The 20,997-nt window shown below is 62.9% G+C and carries 25 protein-coding genes; 9 read left to right on the forward strand and 16 right to left on the reverse strand.

The window, feature by feature from the left end; translation table 11 throughout:
• Nucleotides 1-2: 2 nt before the first annotated feature.
• The gene (gene hisB / locus ACKUUH_RS00185) at nucleotides 3-614 is read right to left on the reverse strand and encodes an imidazoleglycerol-phosphate dehydratase HisB (protein ID WP_407947819.1); all 612 of its coding nucleotides are present in this window, start codon (nucleotides 612-614) and stop codon (nucleotides 3-5) included.
• A gap of 368 nt (nucleotides 615-982) precedes the next feature.
• Between hisB and ACKUUH_RS00190 the strand changes: the two genes are divergently transcribed.
• On the forward strand, nucleotides 983-1,513 hold the full coding sequence (locus ACKUUH_RS00190) for a pyridoxamine 5'-phosphate oxidase family protein (protein WP_407947820.1): 531 nt from the start codon (nucleotides 983-985) through the stop codon (nucleotides 1,511-1,513).
• A 217-nt stretch (nucleotides 1,514-1,730) separates the two neighbouring features.
• On the opposite strand, the gene ACKUUH_RS00195 is transcribed toward ACKUUH_RS00190, so the two are convergent.
• Nucleotides 1,731-2,762 carry a hypothetical protein gene (locus ACKUUH_RS00195; protein WP_407947821.1) on the reverse strand — a complete coding sequence of 344 codons (1,032 nt, stop codon included), beginning with the start codon at nucleotides 2,760-2,762 and terminating at the stop codon, nucleotides 1,731-1,733.
• 169 nt (nucleotides 2,763-2,931) lie between these two features.
• On the reverse strand, nucleotides 2,932-3,546 hold the full coding sequence (locus tag ACKUUH_RS00200; RefSeq protein ID WP_407947822.1) for a pyridoxamine 5'-phosphate oxidase family protein: 615 nt from the start codon (nucleotides 3,544-3,546) through the stop codon (nucleotides 2,932-2,934).
• A 177-nt stretch (nucleotides 3,547-3,723) separates the two neighbouring features.
• Between ACKUUH_RS00200 and hslV the strand changes: the two genes are divergently transcribed.
• From hslV to hslU, 3 genes are read left to right on the forward strand one after another with little or no spacing between them, the layout of a single operon-like run.
• Entirely contained in the window at nucleotides 3,724-4,275 is a 552-nt protein-coding gene (hslV, locus tag ACKUUH_RS00205; RefSeq protein ID WP_407947823.1) for an ATP-dependent protease subunit HslV, read from the forward strand.
• Complete coding sequence (locus ACKUUH_RS00210; RefSeq protein ID WP_407947824.1) at nucleotides 4,272-4,859, forward strand: DUF2585 domain-containing protein; 588 nt, start codon at nucleotides 4,272-4,274, stop codon at nucleotides 4,857-4,859. The genes hslV and ACKUUH_RS00210 overlap by 4 nt, the downstream gene beginning before the upstream one ends.
• 4 nt (nucleotides 4,860-4,863) lie before the next feature.
• Nucleotides 4,864-6,171 (forward strand): ATP-dependent protease ATPase subunit HslU, encoded by a 1,308-nt coding sequence (gene hslU / locus ACKUUH_RS00215; RefSeq protein WP_407947825.1) that lies wholly within the window; start codon nucleotides 4,864-4,866, stop codon nucleotides 6,169-6,171.
• 20 nt (nucleotides 6,172-6,191) lie between these two features.
• Here the strand turns inward: hslU and ACKUUH_RS00220 are convergent, their stop codons facing one another.
• From ACKUUH_RS00220 to ACKUUH_RS00250, 7 genes are all read right to left on the reverse strand, one after another.
• A complete protein-coding gene (locus ACKUUH_RS00220; protein ID WP_407947826.1) occupies nucleotides 6,192-7,268 on the reverse strand; it encodes an isopenicillin N synthase family dioxygenase in 1,077 nt (358 codons plus the stop codon).
• The gene (locus tag ACKUUH_RS00225) at nucleotides 7,265-8,041 is read right to left on the reverse strand and encodes a hypothetical protein (protein WP_407947827.1); all 777 of its coding nucleotides are present in this window, start codon (nucleotides 8,039-8,041) and stop codon (nucleotides 7,265-7,267) included. The genes ACKUUH_RS00220 and ACKUUH_RS00225 overlap by 4 nt, the downstream gene beginning before the upstream one ends.
• Nucleotides 8,042-8,158: 117 nt before the next feature.
• Nucleotides 8,159-9,097: a LysR family transcriptional regulator gene (locus ACKUUH_RS00230; RefSeq protein WP_407947828.1), complete on the reverse strand. Its 939-nt coding sequence runs from the start codon at nucleotides 9,095-9,097 to the stop codon at nucleotides 8,159-8,161.
• 180 nt (nucleotides 9,098-9,277) lie between these two features.
• On the reverse strand, nucleotides 9,278-9,661 hold the full coding sequence (locus ACKUUH_RS00235; RefSeq protein ID WP_407947829.1) for a helix-turn-helix domain-containing protein: 384 nt from the start codon (nucleotides 9,659-9,661) through the stop codon (nucleotides 9,278-9,280).
• Nucleotides 9,658-10,263, reverse strand: a complete 606-nt coding sequence (locus ACKUUH_RS00240; protein WP_407947830.1) for a Smr/MutS family protein — start codon at nucleotides 10,261-10,263, stop codon at nucleotides 9,658-9,660. The genes ACKUUH_RS00235 and ACKUUH_RS00240 overlap by 4 nt, the downstream gene beginning before the upstream one ends.
• A gap of 53 nt (nucleotides 10,264-10,316) precedes the next feature.
• Nucleotides 10,317-11,447, reverse strand: coding sequence for a murein transglycosylase A (locus tag ACKUUH_RS00245; protein WP_407947831.1), 1,131 nt, complete (start codon nucleotides 11,445-11,447; stop codon nucleotides 10,317-10,319).
• A gap of 12 nt (nucleotides 11,448-11,459) precedes the next feature.
• The gene (locus tag ACKUUH_RS00250) at nucleotides 11,460-12,191 is read right to left on the reverse strand and encodes a Tim44/TimA family putative adaptor protein (protein ID WP_407948015.1); all 732 of its coding nucleotides are present in this window, start codon (nucleotides 12,189-12,191) and stop codon (nucleotides 11,460-11,462) included.
• A 281-nt stretch (nucleotides 12,192-12,472) separates the two neighbouring features.
• Here ACKUUH_RS00250 and ACKUUH_RS00255 point away from each other — a divergent pair, with 281 nt between their 5' ends.
• Together ACKUUH_RS00255 and secB are read left to right on the forward strand one after the other, a co-directional pair.
• Nucleotides 12,473-13,024, forward strand: a complete 552-nt coding sequence (locus ACKUUH_RS00255; RefSeq protein WP_407947832.1) for an FxsA family protein — start codon at nucleotides 12,473-12,475, stop codon at nucleotides 13,022-13,024.
• An 89-nt stretch (nucleotides 13,025-13,113) separates the two neighbouring features.
• Nucleotides 13,114-13,611, forward strand: coding sequence for a protein-export chaperone SecB (gene secB / locus ACKUUH_RS00260; RefSeq protein ID WP_407947833.1), 498 nt, complete (start codon nucleotides 13,114-13,116; stop codon nucleotides 13,609-13,611).
• 16 nt (nucleotides 13,612-13,627) lie between these two features.
• Here secB and dnaQ read toward each other — a convergent pair whose 3' ends face one another.
• Genes dnaQ through ACKUUH_RS00290 form a run of 6 tightly spaced genes read right to left on the reverse strand, consistent with a single transcriptional unit; the run spans nucleotide 13,628 to nucleotide 17,840 of the window.
• Nucleotides 13,628-14,311, reverse strand: coding sequence for a DNA polymerase III subunit epsilon (gene dnaQ / locus ACKUUH_RS00265; protein WP_407947834.1), 684 nt, complete (start codon nucleotides 14,309-14,311; stop codon nucleotides 13,628-13,630).
• Nucleotides 14,312-14,370: 59 nt separating this feature from the next.
• A complete protein-coding gene (locus tag ACKUUH_RS00270) occupies nucleotides 14,371-14,799 on the reverse strand; it encodes a VOC family protein (RefSeq protein WP_407947835.1) in 429 nt (142 codons plus the stop codon).
• Between the two features lie 44 nt (nucleotides 14,800-14,843).
• Nucleotides 14,844-15,470, reverse strand: a complete 627-nt coding sequence (gene coaE, locus ACKUUH_RS00275) for a dephospho-CoA kinase (protein ID WP_407947836.1) — start codon at nucleotides 15,468-15,470, stop codon at nucleotides 14,844-14,846.
• Between the two features lie 17 nt (nucleotides 15,471-15,487).
• A complete protein-coding gene (locus ACKUUH_RS00280; RefSeq protein ID WP_407947837.1) occupies nucleotides 15,488-16,333 on the reverse strand; it encodes a shikimate dehydrogenase in 846 nt (281 codons plus the stop codon).
• A gap of 43 nt (nucleotides 16,334-16,376) precedes the next feature.
• The gene (locus tag ACKUUH_RS00285) at nucleotides 16,377-17,003 is read right to left on the reverse strand and encodes a Maf family protein (protein WP_407947838.1); all 627 of its coding nucleotides are present in this window, start codon (nucleotides 17,001-17,003) and stop codon (nucleotides 16,377-16,379) included.
• A gap of 6 nt (nucleotides 17,004-17,009) precedes the next feature.
• On the reverse strand, nucleotides 17,010-17,840 hold the full coding sequence (locus ACKUUH_RS00290) for a pyruvate, water dikinase regulatory protein (RefSeq protein ID WP_407947839.1): 831 nt from the start codon (nucleotides 17,838-17,840) through the stop codon (nucleotides 17,010-17,012).
• Nucleotides 17,841-18,441: 601 nt separating this feature from the next.
• Between ACKUUH_RS00290 and hemE the strand changes: the two genes are divergently transcribed.
• From hemE to hemJ, 3 genes are read left to right on the forward strand one after another with little or no spacing between them, the layout of a single operon-like run.
• Entirely contained in the window at nucleotides 18,442-19,464 is a 1,023-nt protein-coding gene (gene hemE / locus ACKUUH_RS00295) for a uroporphyrinogen decarboxylase (protein ID WP_407947840.1), read from the forward strand.
• Entirely contained in the window at nucleotides 19,461-20,510 is a 1,050-nt protein-coding gene (gene hemH / locus ACKUUH_RS00300; RefSeq protein ID WP_407947841.1) for a ferrochelatase, read from the forward strand. The genes hemE and hemH overlap by 4 nt, the downstream gene beginning before the upstream one ends.
• An 18-nt stretch (nucleotides 20,511-20,528) precedes the next feature.
• Nucleotides 20,529-20,972 (forward strand): protoporphyrinogen oxidase HemJ, encoded by a 444-nt coding sequence (gene hemJ / locus ACKUUH_RS00305; protein WP_407947842.1) that lies wholly within the window; start codon nucleotides 20,529-20,531, stop codon nucleotides 20,970-20,972.
• The last annotated feature ends 25 nt before the right edge of the window (nucleotides 20,973-20,997 follow it).

The following is a 20,997-nucleotide window of genomic DNA, read 5'->3' on the forward strand; positions in this document are numbered from 1 at the left end:
GATCAGTTGCCGAGCACGCCCTTGGTCGAGGGGATGCGGTTCGCCGCGCGCGGGTCGATCTCCACCGCCTCGCGAAGCGCCCGGGCGAGGCCCTTGAAGCAGCTTTCGACGATGTGATGGTTGTTGTCGCCATACATGTTTTCGATGTGCAGCGTGATGCCCGCATTCTGCGCGAAGGCCTGGAACCACTCCTTGAAGAGTTCCGTGTCCATGTCGCCGAGCTTCGGCTTGGTGAAGTTCACCTTCCAGACGAGATAGGGGCGCTGCGACACGTCGATCGAGACGCGGGTGCAGGTCTCGTCCATGGGGATCACCGCCGTCGCGTAGCGGCGGATGCCCTTGAAGTCGCCCAGCGCGCGGCGCACGGCCTCGCCGATCACGATGCCCGTGTCCTCGGTCGTGTGGTGAAAATCGATGTGGAGATCGCCCTGGGCGCGGACCTTGAGGTCCATCAGCGAATGGCGCGAGAGCTGCTCGAGCATGTGATCGAGGAAGCCGATGCCGGTATCGACGTCGTATTCCCCGTTGCCGTCGAGATCGAGCGAGACGAAGACATTGGTCTCCTTGGTCTTGCGCTCGACGGTCGCTGTGCGGCTTTCGCTTTCGATCTGCATGATCCGGTTTCCGTTCGAGGGCCCTGAGGGGGCCTCATTCGCGGCAGCTTTTATCAGGCGGGGGGCTGGCAGGCCAGCGCAAAGCCCCAGTACCGCACCCGATTTACTTGAAGTCCCTAATCAGATTGAATCACAAATACTTACAGGACGTTAACCAATATTCTGGAGCACTTCTCATCCAATACTTTAAGTATCTCCGAATCCCGGTGCGGGACAAGAGCCAAGTCATTGATTCAAATTGTGAGGGTCTGCTCTTCTTAGTTGGTGCGGCAAGACGGCTCACAACATCTTGAAGCAAGCGCGCGCTGGCGGGAACGCCGTTTCGCCGCCATATAGAGCTTCCCGCAGCGACCGAAAGGGGCTCCCGCATGGCCTGGCAGACCCGTATGACACAAGGCCTCGCGCAGTTCATTGCCGAACGCGACCACTTCTACATGGCGACCGCCAATGCCGCCGGGCGGCCCTATATCCAGCACCGGGGCGGCCCGAAGGGGTTCCTCAAGGTCCTCGACGAGAAGACGCTGGGCTTTGCCGATTTCGCGGGCAACCAGCAATTCGTGACGCTCGGACACCTTTCGGAGAACGATCAGGCCTTCCTCTTCCTGATCGACTATCCGGAACGGCAAAGGGTGAAGATCAGGGGCCGCGCGAGAGCGGTTTCGGACGATCCGGCACTCGCCCGCTCGCTCGCGGACCCGGCCTATCGGGGCCGCGTGGAGCGGGCGATCCTTTTCGAGGTCGGCGAATGGGATGCGAACTGCCCCAGCCACATCCTGCCGCGCTGGGATGCCGCCGCCCTCACGCCCGCCTTCGACCGGCTGGAACGGCGTATTCGCGAACTCGAAGCCCAGGTCCGCGAGCTTGGCGGCGATCCCGGCGAATTCGAGCTGCCGGAGTAAACAGGCGAATAGCTGTGAATACTAAGCTCTTTTTCGCGGCGGCCTATCGGGGTCGTTAAAGTACGCGGCTGAAGGCGGCGTAGGGATAAGCCTTGCCGATGTTCCCGTCAGGGTTCCGGAGGTCACCCTGACGTCCACGGCCCCTCTAGAGACGGTAACGCTGTATGATCCCACTCCGCTTCGCCCAGTTGAATGTCCTAGCGATGTCGCAGTCGACTTACTTTTGGCCATGATTTCCTACTTGCGGTTGCGGGGGTTCATCCACATGCAGTTGCTTGGTTGCGAGTAAATTCACGTATTGTGCGAGTGGTGTGAACAATGCGTCTGCTATCGTGGCGCCGAGAGGACCATCGAAGCGATGTTTGAACACATTTCGGAAGGCGCTATCAATAGCCAAGAATCCAATGCACCCGGTCGTCTCGAGATTTAGTGTATTGGCTTCCCTTTGCTGAATTGGGAATACCATTGTGCTGGCATAAGGTAGCGTCCAACCTACGCGGGACAAGAACGCGCGCTGAAACCAATTTCCAGACGTTGGGCGTTCTCCGTAAATTTCGAAGCTTGAATTTTTGTAATCACGCTTATTCGGTAGGTCATTCTCAAGATAAAATCTTTCTTTTTCGTAAAATATAGAATGAAAATCTTCATTTTTTTCTAAAGGATCCTGCTTTTCTTCAAACCTTTTTCTATCTAGAGAAGAATTAGTCTGACTTGATCGGCGATCTCGCGCTAAAGAATAAACAAAAATTTTATCATCTTCATTTTGAATGACTTTTATAGCTGTACGGCAGGTTGTTCCGGTTAGCATTGAGAAAATGTCGCTAATATCATCAAGTATGTGCTCTATTTCAGCTCTTATTATTTTCTGAAATTGAGGAAGGTCTCCGACTCCGTTCTGAGTTTTTTCTATAAGAAAAGTATTTATTGACTTTATTTGGCACATTATTGCTTCTGTTTTATCAAAAATATTTGCGTACTTCTCTTTCCTTATCCTCAAGTCTTCTCTTATTATTGCTCCGATGAGAAGCAATAAGAATGCAGACAATATGAAAACGCGATCTACTAAGTAATCGAAGTCAGGAAAACTTGGTGAAATATAATTTGAACCATAATGTAGGCAAAAAACAATAACGAGCAGGAAACCCAGATAGCGGGTTATCCATGAACTGCTTTGAGTGGCCAGATTCCAAAAATGGCGAATGGGGCCTGGTACTTCCGGAACTTCAGGGTTGGAGCCGTTCTGAGGCATTCTCCTGGAACCCCTTATCGTCGGTTGCCGAAGCGCAACTTGATTCTGCGGTGATTTGCAATTTTCGCAAAGCTATTTTGGTGCTCGCTGTTGTGCTCATACAACATTTAGCGTTGGCATGCGGTGGGCTGGCAAAAAGATTGGGGCGCCTTCACCACGGACGACCCCCTCAGTAGAGGTTCTTCTTCGCGTCGTCCTCAAGCGCCGTATCAATCAGATCAGCGGGTATTGGCAGCTTCATCTGGTCGCGAACGATCTGGCCAAAAGTCGGCATTGTTTCGCGCGGCACATGCTTCGACGCGTTCCAGAGGCCGGAGCGCTTCAGTGCCTTGGTGCAGTGGAAGAAGACCTCCCGCACCTCGACGATCATGACGGAGCGGGGCTTTTTCCCGTCCACCACGAAGCGCTCCATCATTTCCGGATCGATGGTCGTTTCGGCGACGCCGTTCACGCGCAGCATTTCCTCGAAGCCCGGCACGAAGAAGAGCAGCCCGACCGGGGGCGAGTGGGCGATGTTCGAAAGCGTGTCGATCAGGTTGTTGCCCGGCCGGTCGGGCATGGCGAGATGCATGTCGTCCAGCACATGGACGAAACCCTGCTCGCCGCCACGGGGCGAGACATCGCCGAGCCCGTCCGGCCGCGACGTGCCGATGCAGAGAAAGGGAGAGAGGCCGATGAAGGTCTTCGCATGGGGGTCGAGCGCGGGGAGCACCTTACCCCTCGTCTGGCCAGGGTCCGGATAGACGGTGCGCAATGCTTCTTCCGTATCGAGCTTGGCCGGCATCGAACTCTCCTGGCTGCGTAAATCGGGCTAATTGTTGCGAAAGACTATCATTTGCATGTGTGTGGCGCCAGAGGCAGGCGCTCTCCGCCTCCATCCGCGGGCTTGACCCTATGGCGCGAAGCGGCCACATGCTATCCGGCAACCTCCCGCCTCCTGACACAGCAAGACAGGAAAGAAATGTCCTCGCACGATCCCATCAACTGGCACGGCACAACGATCCTCTCCGTCCGCAAGGGAGGCAAGGTCGTGATCGCCGGCGACGGGCAGGTCTCGATGGGCGACACGATCATGAAGGGCAATGCCCGCAAGGTCCGCCCGCTCGGCAAGGGCGATGTGATCGCGGGCTTCGCGGGCGCGACGGCGGATGCGATGACGCTGTTCGAACGGCTGGAAGCGAAGATCGAGCAGTATCCCGGCCAGCTCATGCGCGCCTGCGTGGAACTTGCGAAGGACTGGCGAACCGACCGCTATCTGCGCCGCCTCGAAGCGCTGATGATCGTCGCCGACCGCGAGGTGACCCTCGTGCTCACCGGCAATGGCGATGTGCTGGAACCCGAAGGCGGCGTCATCGGCATCGGCTCCGGCGGCAATTATGCGCTCGCCGCCGCCCGCGCGCTGGCCGACATGGAGCTTTCAGCCGAAGAGGTCGCGCGCAAGGCGATGAAGATCGCCGCCGAAATCTGCGTCTATACGAACGACAACCTCACCGTTGAAAGCCTCGACGCGTGATCCGGCAAGACCTCGCGCGGTGGAAGCCGCCTCTCTGGCTTGTCGCCTGCATCGGCCTATTCGTCCTGCAAGGCGCGCTGCTCTGGATGATGGGGCGGGTGACCATCTGCGAATGCGGCACGGTGAAGCTCTGGCATGGCGTGGTGCTGAGTTCGGAGAACTCCCAGCACCTCAGCGACTGGTACACTTTCTCGCATGTCATCCACGGCTTCCTCTTCTATGGCGGCGCTTTCCTTCTGCTTCGGCGCTACCCCATCGGCTGGTGGCTCGCGGCCGCTCTTTTCGTCGAGGGCGCCTGGGAGGTGCTCGAGAACACGCCCATGGTGATCGAGCGCTACCGCGCCGGCACGATCTCTCTCGATTACTTCGGCGACAGCATCGTCAACTCGCTCGCCGACAGTCTCGCCATGGTGCTCGGCTTTGTCATGGCCGCGCGGCTTCCCATATGGGTCGTGGTGCTGGCGGCGCTCGTCATGGAAGCGGGTGTCGCTTATGTCATCCGCGACAATCTCGCCCTCAATGTTGTGATGTTGATCTACCCCGTCGACGCCATACGCGAATGGCAGGCGGCAGGAGGAATGTAAGTCTATGACCAGTTTTTCGCCGCGTGAGATCGTTTCCGAACTCGACCGCTACATTGTGGGGCAGCGCGACGCCAAGCGCGCCGTCGCCATCGCGCTGCGCAACCGCTGGCGGCGCCAGCAATTGCCGGAGGACCTTCGCGACGAGGTGCTGCCGAAGAATATCCTGATGATCGGACCGACCGGCGTCGGCAAGACCGAAATCTCGCGGCGCCTGGCCAGGCTTGCCGAAGCGCCGTTCCTCAAAGTCGAGGCGACGAAGTTCACCGAGGTCGGCTATGTCGGCCGCGATGTCGAACAGATCATCCGCGATCTCGTCGAGATTTCGCTTGCGATGACACGGGAGAAGCGGCGCAAGGACGTGCAGGCCAAGGCACATCTCGCCGCCGAGGCCCGCGTGCTCGACGCGCTGGTCGGCCAGAATGCGAGCGAGGGAACGCGCGACAGCTTCCGCAAGAAGCTCCGCGACGGGGAACTCGACGAGAAGGAAATCGAGGTCGAGGTGCAGGATGCGGGCGGCGGCATGCCGTCTTTCGACATTCCCGGCATGCCGGGCGCGCAGGTCGGCATGATCAATCTCGGCGACATCATGGGCAAGGCCTTCGGCCAACGCACGAAGACGCGCCGGATGCAGGTGCGCGAGAGCTACGAGGTGCTGATCGCGGAGGAAAGCGACAAGCTTCTCGACCAGGAGCAGGTGACACAGGACGCGATCCGCGCGGTCGAGCAGAACGGCATCGTGTTTCTGGACGAGGTCGACAAGATCTGCGCCCGCGCCGAAAAGCAGGGCGGCGATGTAAGCCGCGAAGGCGTGCAGCGCGATCTTCTGCCGCTCATCGAGGGCACGACCGTCGCGACCAAGCATGGCGCGGTCAAGACCGACCACATCCTTTTCATCGCCTCCGGCGCCTTCCACATCGCGAAACCGTCGGACCTCCTGCCCGAACTGCAGGGGCGTCTCCCGATCCGCGTCGAACTCAAGGCGCTGACGCGGGAGGATTTCCGCCGCATCCTTACCGAACCGGAAGCCAGCCTCATCAAGCAATATGTGGCGCTGATGAAGACGGAGGAGGTCGAACTCGACTTCACCGATGACGGGATCGGCGCCATCGCCGAGATCGCGGCCGCCGTCAATTCATCGGTCGAGAATATCGGCGCGCGGCGTCTTCACACCGTCATGGAGCGCGTGCTCGACGAGGTGAGTTTCGCCGCGTCCGACAAATCCGGCCAGACGGTGAGGATCGACGCGGCTTATGTGCACGAGCATATCGGCGACCTGACGAAGAACGCGGATCTCACGAAGTTCATTCTCTGAACCTCGCTCTGAAGCTCGCGTCAGGCGACTTCCTTTTCGCGGCGGCCGAAGGCCGTGGCCCGATCCTCGCTCTCCGGCAGTTCGAGTTCCCCGGCGGCAACGAGCTTCTTCAGATAGTTGAAGGTGCGCATGGTCTGCGTGACGAGATGATCGCCCGCCCCATAGCCCGGATAGCGCTTCTCGCCGTCGATGAACTGCCGCAGCGGCTCGATTTGCGTGTCGTAGTCGAGCGAGCAGAAGAGCGGGAAGGAGAAACGCTCATCGGGCACGTTGCGCACGCGATGCGGCGTGGCGATGAAGCGGCCATTCGTCATTGCTTCCAGCATGTCGCCGATATTGATGACGAAGGCGCCCTCGACGGGCGGTGCGTCGATCCAGTCGCCATTGGCATTCATCACCTGAAGACCCGGCGCGGTCACGTGAAGGATGGTGAAGCACTCGTAATCCGTATGCGCGCTGATGCCCCACTCAGCTCTCTGTCCTTCAAGGGGCGCACGAGCGGGGTCCGCCGGGTAATGCACGAGGCGGAGCTGCGAGGGCGGCTTTGTCAGCCATTGCTCGAAATGGTCTTCCGGCAGTCCGAGCGCCAGAGCGAAGCCCTCGAACAGCTTGTGGCCGAGCGCCATCGCCGCCTCGTAATAGGCGTAGACGTCACGCTGCATTTCGGGCATGTCCACCGGCCACTGGTTCGGGCCGAGCATCCGGTATCCCTTCACATGGTCGGGATCGTCTTCCGGCAGTTCGACGGAAAGGTCGAAGGCTTCCTTCTTGTCGGTCTTGGCGGGGTCCGTGCCGTCGTAGAAGCCTTCCTCGCCCGTCGGCACATAGCCGCGATGGGCGCGCGACTTGCCGATATAGAGATCCATCTTCTCTTCAAGCGGGCGCGCGAAGAATTCGGCCGCGCGCGCCTCGAGCTTTTCGATCATTTCGCGCGGGATGTTGTGGCCCTTCACATAGAGGAAACCGACATTCCCCGCCGCATCGGCCATCTCCGCCGCGACGCGCATCTTCGCCTCTTCGTCCTCGCCGAAAAGGGCCGAGATGTCGATGACGGGAATACTCGTGAAGGCCGTGCCCTTCGCTTCGGTCTCGCTCATGAAAAGACTCCATTCGGCAGAACATCGGTCAGCGGCTCGCCGCGCAAATCCGTGATTTCCCAGCGCCGCGTGAACGGTTTGCCCATGCGGTCCTGATCCAGCGTTTCGAGAAGCCCGCCATTGAGAACGGGGAGAAGCGGCCTTGCCTCGCGATAGGGGAGCGTCGAGCGCTGGACGATCCATCCCGCGCTCGTCACCGCGCCTTGCGAGATTTCGCAATCGAGAAAGTCCCGGGCGCGGTCGATGCTGGCGGCACCCGCCACGCATTCGCCAAGCGAGAGGCCCGCCGGCGTGCTGCAACAGCGCTCGCGCGCCAGCATGAAAAGACCGCCCATGCGCGCAATCGCGCCTTTCTGTCCGGTCTCGCGGTCTTCGAGCCGCGCCGCCCATGAGGGCGTGCCGGCAATCGGTTCGCGGTGCCAGTGCTCGATATAGGGAATGTCCTTTCCCTCCTCGACCATGGTGGTGCCGTCGATCCAGAGGCGGCCCCGGTCCGAATAGACCGCCTTCGGCTGGAAATCGATGTCGCGGCGCCATTCGAACCAGCCCTCTTCCTCGACAAGCTCGCCCGCGAAGCCTTCCTGGGTGGCAAGCCACATCAGCGCTTCATGGTCGAGTGCAGAGAGCGAGCCCATGCCCGAAAAATCCGGTCTCCCCTCCGGCTGGCGGAGATCGAGATAGAGGCCCGGTCCCTGCAGCCAGTTCACGAAGCTCGTCGTGTCGCGCCGCCCGTCGGGCCAGGCGATGAGCGAGCGGCGCCAGAGGCCGGGCATGGTCTCAAGGGAAGGTTCCGGGAGGGCTGTGCTGAGGGCGACTGACATGAGGCCATGGTGGCGGGCTCGCAGCCATCGGCCTAGACGGGAAATTTCAATGGGAGACATAGATAAAATCTATGCCTCCCGGCCGGGCTCCCGGAGCTTCCCCATGATTTCCGCCAGAAAGAGTTCGGTCGGCGTGTTGCGGACGGGTTCGTCCCGCGTCACCAGATAGACCTGGTAGGCGGGGAGCACCGCTTCCGGCAGCAGCGGCCAGAGCGCGCCGTCATGGTCGAGCGTTTCGGCGGTGCAGGTCGGCAGGAAGCCGATGCCGACGCCAAGCTCGATCAGGCGCTTCGTCTCGTGCAGGTTTTCCGCATAACCACCGACCCTTTTTCCGAGGCCGTAGCGCTGGCGGAAATTCGCCAGCTCCTGCGGCTCGTCGAGACCGGTCGCGATATAGGGCTCGGCGGCGAGATCTGCGGGCTGCGGCACGGTCATGCCGTAAAGCGCGTGCGCCTTGTGGCAATAGAGCTGCTGCACCTCGCGCATCAGCGGCTGGTAGCACAGCGCCGCGTCCGGCGCGTTGTCGCAGGCGATGCCGATTTCGGCCTCGCCCGATTTCAGTGCCGCGATCACCTCGCGCCAGGGCGCAACCTCGATATGAATGCCGACGCCGGGATGGTGCCGGTGGAGGCCGGCCAGCGCCGCGTCGAATTCCGGCGAGACGACGGAAGAGATCATGCGGATGTTGATGACGCCTTCGACGAGACCGGCGGCGAGCGCCACGTCATGCGGGGCGGCGCGCACCGCGCTCATCATGGTCTCGCAAAGATCGTAAAGCGCGCGGCCCGCGGGCAGGAGCTCGATGCCGCTCGCCGTGCGCTTCAGCAGCGTCACGCCGAGATGATCCTCGAGCCGCTTCAGCCCGGCACTGACGGTTGGCTGCTGGCGGTTGAGCCGCCGCGCCGCCGCACCGATGCCGCCCGCGCGCACGATCTCGTGGAAGAGCTGGAAAAGATTCCAGTCCACCTTGCGGGCAAAACTCAGCTCGATCTTCTTGCTGTCGTCCATTTCGTTTCATGCCGTGGCGGCAAAGGAAGGCGCTCCATTGAAGCCCTTGCGCGGGCTTGCGTCCATCGGCTTCGCCGTTCGAGGCGCGCCGCGAATCCGTGAGCCTTCCGCTTTCTCGCTTCCGGCGAATCCGGAAAGACGCATCTTCGCCCCGCGCGAGCCCCAACCGGATGCGTCGCTTCACTGCGGGCGAGTCTTTCGCTTCTTTGCTCTCCGCTTGTCGAGAAGAGCGAGCATTCCGGCGATTTCCGCCTGGCTCATCTCTGCGATTTCCTCCGAAAGGCGGTTGGCGAGTTCCGTTGCCTGCGGGGCAAGGCCCGACGTGTCGATCGCCACGCGCGGATGGGAGAGACGGGCCAATCGCTCCAGTTCCTCCGCCTCGTCCCAGATCACATTGAAATAGCCGATGATCGCCTGCACGAGGCGCCAGCTCGGGCGGCCGCGCTTGCCATGCTCGAGGGCGGAGAGATAGGCGGGCGTGACGCGGAGCGCGGCCGCCATCTCCTTCATGGTGACGCCCCGGGTGGCGCGCAATTCGCGCAGCTTGCGGCCGAAGGGGGTCATCTCTTCTTGCGCAGCCAGACATAGAAAGCGCCGCCGCCGCCATGTTTGGGATGGGCGGGCTGGAAACCCGAGACATGGGCGCGAAGCTCCGCCTCGTTGAGCCAGCGCGGAACGGCGCTGCGCAGCACGCCCTGGCGCTCCGGCGCTTCGTAGAAGCTCGTGCCATGCAGCGTGTGGCGCGCGTAAGGAGAGGCGCCCTTGCCGGTGATGACGAGAACGCAGCGCAGCCCGCGTGCCCGCGCGGTGCCGATGAAACCCGTCAGCGCCCGATGCGCCGCTTCCTGGCCGTGCCCGTGAAGGTCGAGGGTCGCCTCCACCTCCATCTGCCCGCGGGCAAGGCGCTGGCTCGTGCGGCGGTCGAGGCCGGTGAGCGGCGGCGGCTCGGAGGCGCGGCGCGGCGGCGGCGCGGCTGGCCGTTCGGGCAGGGGCACAAGCGATTGCGGGCGAACGGGGAGGGCTTCCTTGCGCTCCTCTTCGGGCAGCGCCTCCTCCGCTTCCGCGGGGCGCCGGGAGATCGGCTTCGCGTCTTTCGTGACGGCACGCCAGAGCTTGCGCTCCTCGTCCGTCAGATGGCGGCGCTGTCTGGATTTCGGGCGCGGCATCTTCTCTTTCCCGCTCGCCATAAAAATGCCCTGTCCCGGTTCGACGGCCCCGATCAGCGCGCAATGCTCTTGGGCACCAGCGCGATCAGTTCGCCTTCGGCCTTCATCCGGCCCGCGATCTCGCCCGCTTCCGCGCCCGAGCCGAAGAAGATGTCGCCGCGCTGGCGGCCCTTGATCGCCGAACCCGTATCCTGCGCGACCATCAGCCGGCGCACGGGCACACGGGCCTTCCCGTCGACGGTGGGATGTTCGGTCGTCAGAAAGAGCAGGGTGCCGAGCGGATGATGGCTGCGGTCGACCGCGAGGCTCCGCCCCGGCGTCAGGCTCACGCCTTCGGCGCCGGGCGGGCCCATGGCGGGATCGACATTTCTCAGTACACGGAAAAAGATATAGGACTCGTTGCGGCGCATCAGCGCGCGGCCTTCTTCCGGATGCGCCTCCGCCCAAGCCCGGATCGTCTGCATCGAAACTTCGTCGAGCGGCATCTCGCCCTTCTCGACAAGGAGCTTGCCGATCGAGGTATAGGGATGACCCGTCTTCGCCGCGAAGGTGAGACGCACGGTCTCGCCCGTTTCGAGCTTCACACGGCCCGAACCCTGCACATGAAGAAAGAACGCGTCGATCGGGCTTTCGAGCCAGAGAAGCGCGAGCTTGTCCGTATCGAGCGCGCCGTCCTCGATGGCGGCCCGGTTCGGGAAGCTGCCGCCGCCTTCGACCATGCGGAAGCCGGCGGGAGGTGCCAGCACCGGCGTCTGGTAAACCCCGTGCCGCGTCAGCGACCCCTTCATCTCCGGCTCGTAATAGCCGGTGAAGAGGCCGGGCCCGCCGGAAAGGCGGACGGGCGCGAACCAGTGCTGGAAGAAGCCGCGCGCATTGCCGGCGCCGGGCGCGACCTGCGCCGCCGCTTCGCAGGCGGGTTGCCAGTCTCCCGCGCGGCCGTAAACGGGATCGCCGCCTTTGGTGTCGAGCGGCGCGGAGGGCGAGAGCTTCAATATGCGCGCGCAGGAACCCTTGAAGGCGGTCAGCGCCGCCGACTGGTCGTCGGTCTGCCAGCCCTCGATGCCGGAAAAGGACAGGCGAGCGGAAACAGGGGAAGCGGCATGCGCGCTCATCTCAGGCGCGCCCGGCGCATGGCCAAGAAGAAGTCCTCCCATGAGGAGAAGAGACACCGCACCGAGCCGCATCGCCACCGCCGGTCAGTCGGAAGCGCCGGTCGCGACCAGCTTCCAGTTCGGGTCGCGGTTCTTCACATCGCGTTCGAAAGTCCAGACATCCGTCACTTCGCGCACGGTCACGGGATCGCCCTCGATCACCACGCCGTCGGAATTCTTGGTGCAGGAGGTGAGCGTGCTCTTGAAGGCGATGGTGAGCCTTGCCCGCGAGCCGTCGAGCGAGGCTCCCTTGAGTGCCGCCTTCTCGATGCCGATGAAGCTCTGCTCGACCGTGAGGCCGTCCTTTTCGCGCGCCTTCAAGGCGTCGTCGAAACTGCGATAGACCTCGTTGCTCAAAAGCGGCTTCAGCGTTTCGCGGTCGCCCGCCGCATAGGCGGTCACGATCATCTCATAGGCCGAACGGGCGCCGGAGAGGAAAGCGCCGGCGTCGAAATAGCGGTCGCTCGCGGCGATCGCGTCGAGGCCATCGGCAAGCGGCGTGCCCGGTTCGGCAATGCCGCGCCAGCGATCCCGCGAAGGCGCCGCGGCAAAAGGATCGCCTGCGGCGTCGATCGTGCGCGCCGCGCCGTCCCTTTCGCCCAGGGCTCCGTCGCGCGGGCGCTTGGGCAGCGTCACCACCTTGTCGTTGCCGGCCGCGTCGCCCGAATAGGGATCGTAGGGCGGGCGCTCATGCCCCGTCCGCCGCCCCAGCACGCTTCTGAGTTTCAGAAATACGCCGACAGCAATCGCGAGCAGGATGATGTTCAGAAGATTCAAGCCGTCGTCCATTCGCTCGAGGAGCCTTTCACACCGGAGGCCGCGCCATTTTCCGTCCCTCTCGCGGGGCTCCCTTGCGCCGGAGCCGCCTTCGCGACGGGGGCAGGCCTGCCGTTACCGTTGTTCTTTCACTTATTCGTTCCTGAGCCATAACCTAGGGCATTGGAAGGCGTTTTACTACCGGAGCCATGTGGGCAAAGGGTGTCCCGTACCCTATCTTCATGGTTAGCGCGGGCGCCGCCCGATGCTTAAATTTACCGAAACCCCCGCGAAAGTCCGTCTTGCCCGCTTTCATTTTCCTCATCTTCCTCGCCGTGCCGCTCATCGAAATCGCCATCTTCATCGAAGTGGGCGGGGCGATCGGCGTCTGGCCGACGGTCGCCATCGTGCTCCTGACGGCCCTTCTCGGCGCGACGCTTCTCAGGGTGCAGGGGCTTGCGACATGGCGACGCGCCGAGGAAGCGATGCGCCGGGGCGAGCCGCCGGTCGCGGAAATGCTCGATGGCGTCTTCCTCATCGCCGCCGCCCTTCTCATGGTGACGCCCGGCCTGTTCACCGATTGCATCGGCTTCCTTCTCCTCATTCCGCCCATCCGGCGCGCCATCGGCCGGTTCGCGGCGCGGCGGATCGCCGCGAGCAGCCGCTTCACGGTCTATCGGAGCGGCATGGGCATGGGGCCGGGCATGGGTCCCGGCGGCTTCGGGCCGGGCGGAAGCGGGCCGGCGCCCTCACGGCGAGGCCCCGTGATCGAGGGAGAGGCTGAGGAAATCGGCGAGGATGCCGACGCGCCGCGGGGGTCTGGCCCCGATCCGGATTCACCCTGGAGGCAATAAGTCTCCCCGTGGTCCCCGGCTTTCTTGTTCGCCACCGCGTTCCGTGATAGCCAGCAGCCTTCCCGAAATCGAGAAGCGATGAGGCAAGGATGTCGGATCAGGGCTCGGCCAATGCAGGCAATGGCGCCACCCAGACGGGCGCGCAACTGCGCGTGCTGACGCAATACGTCAAGGACCTGTCCTTCGAGAACCCGAACGCGCCGCAAATGCTCGGCCCGGTGGACGAAACGCCCTCGATCGGGATCCGCGTCGATGTCGGCGTGAAGCGGATGAGCGACACGGACTACGAAGTCGCGCTCAAGATCGGCGCCGAGGCAACGGTGAAGGAAAAGCCGATGTTCCTCGTCGAGATCGAATATGCCGGTCTCTTCCGCCTGACGAATATTCCCGAGCAGGATCTCGAAGCGGTGCTCGTCGTCGAATGCCCGCGCCAGATCTTCCCCTTCGCGCGCCGTGCGCTCGCCGACGTCACCCGCGACGGCGGCTATCCGCCGCTGATGATCGATCCGATCGACTTCGTCAGCCTCTATCAGCAGCGCCGCGAGCAGATGGCGCAGGAAGTCGCGGGCGCGCAGCAGCCCAACTGACTGCCCGCTTCTCTCTTCAGCTTTTCTGGCCGAGCCAGAGCGCGTCGTCGCCCAGCGTGGCGATGAAGGCGTCATGCGCCTCGCGTTCGGCACCGGTGAGGCGCGGGGGAAGAGGCACGGGCCGTGCGGCACGGGCCACGCGCTCGCCCGTCTTGCCGGCCAGTTCCGTCTGCAGCACAAGGCCCGGCTGACGGCCGCCCATCATCTCGAGATAGACCTCGGCGAGCAGTTCGCTGTCGAGCAGCGCGCCATGCTTGGTACGGCCGGAATTGTCGACATTGAAGCGGCGGCACAGCGCATCGAGATTGTTCTGCGAGCCGGGAAATTTCCGCCGCGCAATGTCGAGCGTGTCGATGGCGCGCGCCATCGGCAGGGCCGCGCGGCCGATCCGCTTCAGCTCGGCATTAATGAAGCCCATGTCGAAGGAAGCGTTGTGGATGACGAGGGGATCGTCCGCGATGAATTCGAGAAAGGCGTCCGCCACTTCCGCGAATTTCGGCTTGTCCGACAGGAACTCGGCGGAGAGCCCGTGAACGCGGAAGGCGCCTTCGGGCATGTCGCGCTCGGGATCGACATAGGTGTGGAAAAACTTTCCCGTTGCGACGTGATTGAAAAGTTCGAGACAGCCGATTTCGACCAGCCGGTGGCCATCCTGCGGGCTGATGCCCGTGGTTTCGGTGTCGAGCACGATCTCGCGCATGTTTTTCCCGTATCGCCCGTGACCCGCTTTCCCCCGAAAGCGGTGGCGTCCATTGTCGCCTATTCGTCGGAGAAATGGAACGAGCCGTCTTCGCCGATGATCCCGTCCGGATTCCAGGCAACTTCCCAGAGATTGTTGTCGGGATCGGCGAAATAACCGGTATAGCCGCCCCAGAACGCATCGCCGCCCGGTCTCATGATGCGGCCGCCCGCCGCTTCGGCTTCGGCGAGCACCTCGTCGACCTCGCTTTTCTCGCGCACATTATGCGCGAGCGCGACGCCGGAAAAACCTTCGCCGTAAGCGGCCACCTTCGCATCCTCGGCAAGCGCCTCGCGGCCGAACAGCGCGAAGACGATGCCGCCGCACTGGAAGAAGGCGACGGTGGGATTGCTTTGCGGCAGCGGCGTCCAGCCGAGCATTTCATAGAACTGGCGCGAGCGGGCGAGATCGGTGACGCCCAGCGTGATGAAGCTTATGCGCTGTTCCATGCTTCTTCTCCTTTGCCGTCACAAGTCCTTTGCCGTCACAAGCGTCAGCCGGTGCGAAGACGCTCCTTCAGCACCTTGCCCTCTCGCGTCTTCAGAGCCTCGACGATGGCGGCGACCTGCGCGCGCGCGTGATCGAGGCCCTTGTCGCTTTCGACCACGAAGTCGGCGCGGCGGCGCTTTTCCGCGTCGGGCACCTGCCTGGCGTGGATCGCGGCGAATTTCGCCTCATCCATATCGGGCCGCGCCAGCACGCGCGTCTTCTGGAGATCGTAGGGAGCGGAAACCACCACCACAACATCGACGCGCGTCTCGCCGCCCGTCTCGTAGAGAAGCGGAATGTCGAGAACCGCCATCGCCTGGCCCGCTGCCATGTTCTCGCGCAGGAATTCCATCTGCGCCTCGCCGACGAGCGGATGCACGATCGCCTCGAGCTTCTTCATCTCGTCGGGCAACCCGATCACGCAGCGCGACAGCGCCTTGCGGTCCACCGCATCGTCCACAATGGCGGCGGGAAAGGCCGCGCGCAGCGGTTCCACCGCCTTGCCGCCCTTTTCGTAAAGCTTGTGAACGGCGGCATCCGCGTCATAGACGGGCACGCCGAGCTCGCGAAACATCTTTGCCGTTTCGGATTTGCCCATGCCGATCGAGCCGGTGAGACCGATAAGAAGCATTGCGTTCCCCGCTTCCCCTATTTCGCCTGGCCGATATCGGCGAGCACGATATTCCTCAGTTCTTCCGTCACATGCGGACGGACGCCGAACCAGGCCTCGAAGCCCGGCACCGCCTGATGCAGCAGCATGCCGAGCCCGTCCACCACCTCGTGGCCGGCAAGCCGCGCGCGGCGCAAGAGCCCCGTTTCGAGCGGCGTATAGACGATGTCGGTGACGATCGCGTCGCGCGGCAGGCGCGCGAGATCGAGATCGACGTCGCTTTCGCCCTTCATGCCGAGTGTCGTCGTATTGACGAGAAGGCCCGCGCCATCGAGCGCGGCTTCCGCCTCGTCCATCGAACAGGCGCGGGCCGATGTCAGGCCGAGATCGCGGATCAATGCTTGCGCGCGTTCGACGGTGCGGTTCACGATGCGGATTTCGGGAACGCCCTCTTCCTCGAGCGCCAGCGCAATGGCGCGCGCGGCGCCGCCCGCGCCGAGCATCACCGCCGGGCCCTCGCTGGCGCGCCAGTCCCGCGCGCCCGCTTTCAGGTTGGCGATGAAGCCATAGCCATCGGTATTGCGGCCTTCGAGTGCGCCATCTTCCAGCGTGACGATGGTGTTGACTGCCTTGAGGCGCCCGGCCACCGCGTCATGCCGCTCAAGCGCGGCAAAGGCCGTTTCCTTGTGCGGCACGGTGACATTCGCGCCGATGAAATCGAGCTTGTGGAGATGGCGGATCGTCTCGGCCGCGTCCTCCGGCTTCACCGCCAGCAATTCGTAGCGTGCATCGGGAATGCAATGCTCCGCGATCCAGTGATTATGGATCAGGGGCGAGCGCGAATGGGCAACGGGCCAGCCAATGACGCAGACTCTTCTCGTCATGATGTGGGCCTCGCGGCGGGACGAGGCTCCTTGCTCGGCCTTGTCATGAACCCAAAACTCCTTGGCGTCGGAGTTCATCGAGGAGCGGCAGCATGGGCAGCCCCAGAATATCGAAATAGTCGCCCTCGATCTTTTCGAAAAGCTGCACGCCGGGCCCTTCGAGCTGATAGCAGCCGACGCTTTTCATCACGCGCTCTCCGGTTTCATCCAGATAGGCGTCGAGGAACTCCTCGCTGAAAGCCCTCATGGTCAGCGTCGCGCGGGCGGTCAGGTTCCAGATCGTGGCGCCGTCCTTCACGATGACGAGACCCGAATGAAGAATATGCGGGCGGCCGCGAAAGGCCAGCAGGTTCGCGCGCGCTTCCGCCATGCTTTTCGGCTTGTCGTATCTGCGGCCTTCGCAGGAGAGGATCTGGTCCGCGCCGATGACAAGCGCGCCTTCGCGTTTTGCCGAGACGGCAAGCGCCTTCGCTTCCGCGAGCGCCAGCGCCAGCGCATCCGTCTCCGCCTCGGGGGTCGCATGGCGTCCGGCTTCTCCCTGGGCGAATCCGGTCTTGAGCGCGTCTTCATCGACACGCGAATCCTCAGCCGTGAAAGCGAGCCCCGCTTCCGCGAGAAGCTTCTGCCGGACGGCGCTGGCGGAGGCGAGAACAAGGGGGGTAGCGGTCATGACGCCTCAGCTCATGCGCTCGCGCTGGCGCTCATTATAGAGATTGAGGACGGCTGCCGCCGTCTCTTCGATCGAGCGGCGCGTCACGTCGATCACCGGCCAGCCGTTCCGCGCGAAGAGCTTGCGCGCAAAGGCAATCTCGTCGGCAACGACATCGGGCGCAACGTAATCCGTATCGGCCTTCTCGTGCAGCGAAAGAAGCCTGTTCTTGCGAATTTGCACGAGGCGATCGGGGCTTGTCGTCAATCCGACGACGAGCGGCTTCTTCGCGGTTTCGAGATCGGGGGGCAGGGCGGCGCCCGGCACGATCGGAATATTCGCCGCCTTGATGCCGCGATTTGCCAGGTAGATGCAGGTCGGCGTCTTCGAGGTGCGGCTCACGCCGAGCAGGACGATGTCCGCATCGTCGAGATCGCCGGCCGATTGTCCGTCGTCATGCGCCATCGTGTAGTTGAGCGCGGCGATGCGGTCGAAATATTCCGCATCCATGATATGCTGCGAGCCGGGCTTGTGAGAGCTCTCCTTGCCGAGATATTTCCCCAGCGCCTGCATTGCGGGGTCGAGCACCGAGATGCAGGGCGTCTGTATCTCCGCGCAGCGCTTCTCGAGCCGCGTGCGAAGTTCGTCGTTCACCATGGTGAACATGACGAGGCCGGGCGCATTCTCGATTTCCCCCAGCACACGTTCGAGCTGCTTCGGGCCGCGCACCAGCGCATAGACATGTTCGATCGGACGCGCATCCTCATATTGCGCGCAGGCCGCGCGCGCGACCATGTTCAGCGTCTCGCCGGTCGCGTCGGAGACGAGATGAAGATGAAAGACGCGCTTGTTGCTCATTGCGATGGTCTTGGTCCTGTCCGGGTCCCGAAGGCAGGGGCAAGGTATCGGGCACCTCCTCGCCATGCCAATTCTTTTTGCGGCCAATCCCTGTCATGCAAAGCATAACGGGCTTTGCGCATATTGGTCTCGGTCCTGTGGAAAGCTGTGATTAACGGGTGTAACAGGCGTTAGGGAAGGAAGCCCTACCGGGTCATACCCGTGCTTCGAAATACGTCCCCCGTTCCATGAGTCCATGAACAAAGCCCGCGGTTCGCTTGCGAAAAACGGGTATGACTGGCGAGTCTCGTCTCCGCGTGCGACTTGTCCACGCTATTAACGCTTCGCAGGCCGGAGACAATCCACAGGCCAACTATCCGCGTAGAAAGGCGCGTCAGTCTGACGGGCTGAAATTACGCACAGGCTGTGGCATAGAAGACGGCGAGGAAACGCAGATCGGCGCGGCAGAAGCGGAACTGTGGAAAAAACGGGGTCGGCATTTGATCCCCGCCATCCACAGGCATCCACTCCTATCCACCACTTTCAAGACTCTTCTATAGAATTGGGAAAAGAACCGTTGAGCGATAGAAAGGCTCCCGGAACCATGCTTCCGGAAAAGAAAATGCTGAGAGCGCTTGCGGGTCTCGAGACGCAAGGCGTGCCGCTCTGGATGATGCGCCAGGCGGGACGCTACCTGCCGGAGTATCGCGAGGTGCGGGCAAAGGCTGGCGGCTTTCTCGATCTTTGCTACACGCCCGAGCTTGCCGAGGAAGTGACGCTGCAGCCGATAAGGCGTTACGGCTTCGACGCGGCGATCCTCTTTTCCGATATTCTTGTCGTGCCCGATGCGCTCGGTCAGAAGGTTGCCTTCAAGGAGGGCGAGGGGCCGGTGCTGGAGCCGATCTGCGACATGGGCGCTCTCGCGGCGCTGTCGAGCCCGGCGCGCGTCACGGAGCATCTGAAGCCCGTCTACGAGACGGTGGCGCGGCTGTCGAAGAGTCTTCCCGCCGAGGTGACGCTGATCGGTTTTGCGGGCGCGCCCTGGACGGTGGCGACCTATATGGTCGGCGGCAAGGGCAGTCCCGACCAGGCGGCGGCAAAGCTCTGGGCCTATCGCGCGCCGGACGAATTCCAGAAGCTGATCGACATTCTGGTCGAGGCGACGGTCGAGCATCTGTCGGCACAGGTCATGGCAGGCGCCGAAGTCATCCAGATCTTCGATACCTGGGCGGGAAGCCTGCCGGAACTCGCCTTCGAGCGTTTTGCGCTCCGTCCCGTGAAGGCGATCCGCGAACTCATGCAGGCGCGCTTTCCGGGCCTGCCGGTAATCGCTTTCCCGCGCGGTGCGGGCGCCATGGCGGTGCGCTATTTCAGCGAAACCGGGGTCACGGCCCTTAGCCTTGACACCGGCGTCTCGCCCGAATGGGCCAGGGACGCGCTTCAGGTTCAGGGCTGCGTGCAGGGCAATCTCGATCCGCTGCTTCTGGTGGCGGGCGGAGCGGAGATGCGCGCCCATGCGCTCCACATTCTCGAAACGCTGGGCAAAGGGCCCTTCATCTTCAATCTCGGCCATGGCATCGTGCCGCAGACACCGCCGGAGCATGTCGCCGAGCTCGTCGAACTCGTGAAAGCATGGCGCCCGTGACCACACAAGTGGCGAAGAAGACCGCCATCGTGCTTTTCAACCTCGGCGGGCCGGACCGTCCGGAGGCGGTCGAACCTTTCCTTTTCAACCTGTTCAGCGATCCGGCCATCATCCGCGTGCCGCAGCCGCTGCGCTGGCTGATCGCGAAACTCGTCTCCAGGCGCCGTGCTCCTGTGGCAAGGGAGATCTATGCGGAGCTTGGCGGCAGATCGCCGATCGTGCCGCTGACGCAGGCGCAGGGTGCCGCCCTCGAAGCCGCATTAGCCGATGGCGAGTCCGAGTACCGCTGTTTCCTCGCCATGCGCTACTGGCATCCCTTCGCGCGGGAGGCCGCTGCCTCTGCAAAGGCCTGGGGCGCGACCGAAGTCGTGCTTTTGCCGCTTTATCCGCAATATTCGACGACCACGACCGAGTCTTCCTTGCGCGACTGGGAGAAAGCGGCGGCGGGCGCCGGGCTTGCCGTGCCGGCAAGGGCGGTCTGCTGCTATCCCACCGAAGAGGGCTTCGTCGCCGGTTATGCCGCGCTTCTTCGCGCCGCCATCGGCGAGGCGGGCGGCATCGAGGGCGTCCGCGTCCTCTTCTCGGCTCATGGGCTGCCGAAAAAAGTGGTCGATCGGGGCGATCCCTATCAGGCCCAGGTCGAACAGAGCTGCGCCGCGATCGTTGCGCGGCTCGGGATGGACGGCCTCGACTGGATCACCTGCTATCAAAGCCGGGTTGGGCCGCTCGAATGGATCGGACCCTCGACCGACGATGAAGTCCGGCGCGCGGGCAAGGAGGGCAAATCCCTCATCGTGCTGCCGGTCGCCTTCGTTTCGGAACATTCCGAAACGCTCGTCGAACTCGACAAGGAATATGCCCATCTGGCAAAGGAGAGCGGGGTGCCGGCCTATATCCGCGTGCCCGCGCTCGGCACGGAGCCGCATTTCATCGAGGGGCTTGCCCGCCTCGTGCGTGCGGCGCAGGCAAACGAAACGATCCTCTGCCCGGAAGACGCCGCGGGGCATGTTTGCACCAAAGACGCCGGCCTCAAGACGATCCGCTGATCAAGGAAAAGAAGAGATATGGGTTTTCTTGCCGAATACTATCTGTGGATCAAGGCTCTTCACATCATTTCGGTGATCTTCTGGATGGCCGGCATGGCCTATCTTCCCCGCCTCTTCGTCTATCATGCCGATAGCGAGCCGGGCTCCGACAAGTCCGAGACCTTCAAGGTGATGGAGCGGCGGCTGTTCAGGGGGATCATCAATCCGGCGATGATCGCGACCCTGCTTTTCGGCCTCCTGATGTTTGCCATTAACCCCTCGCTTTTCGGCGATCACTGGATGCAGGCGAAGCTCGTCCTGATCGTCGCGATGCTGGGGCTGCACGGGATGTTTTCGGCCTGGCGCAAGGCCTTCGAGCGCGACGAGAACAAGCGGCCGGCCCGTTTCTACCGCATCGTCAACGAGGCCCCGCCCACCCTCGTCATCTTCATCGTGCTGCTGGCGGTCGCGAAGCCGTTCTGACGGCAAGGATGCCGCCCACCAATTT

Source organism: Parvibaculum sp. (assembly GCF_045863935.1).
Classification (GTDB): Bacteria; Pseudomonadota; Alphaproteobacteria; order Parvibaculales; family Parvibaculaceae; genus Parvibaculum.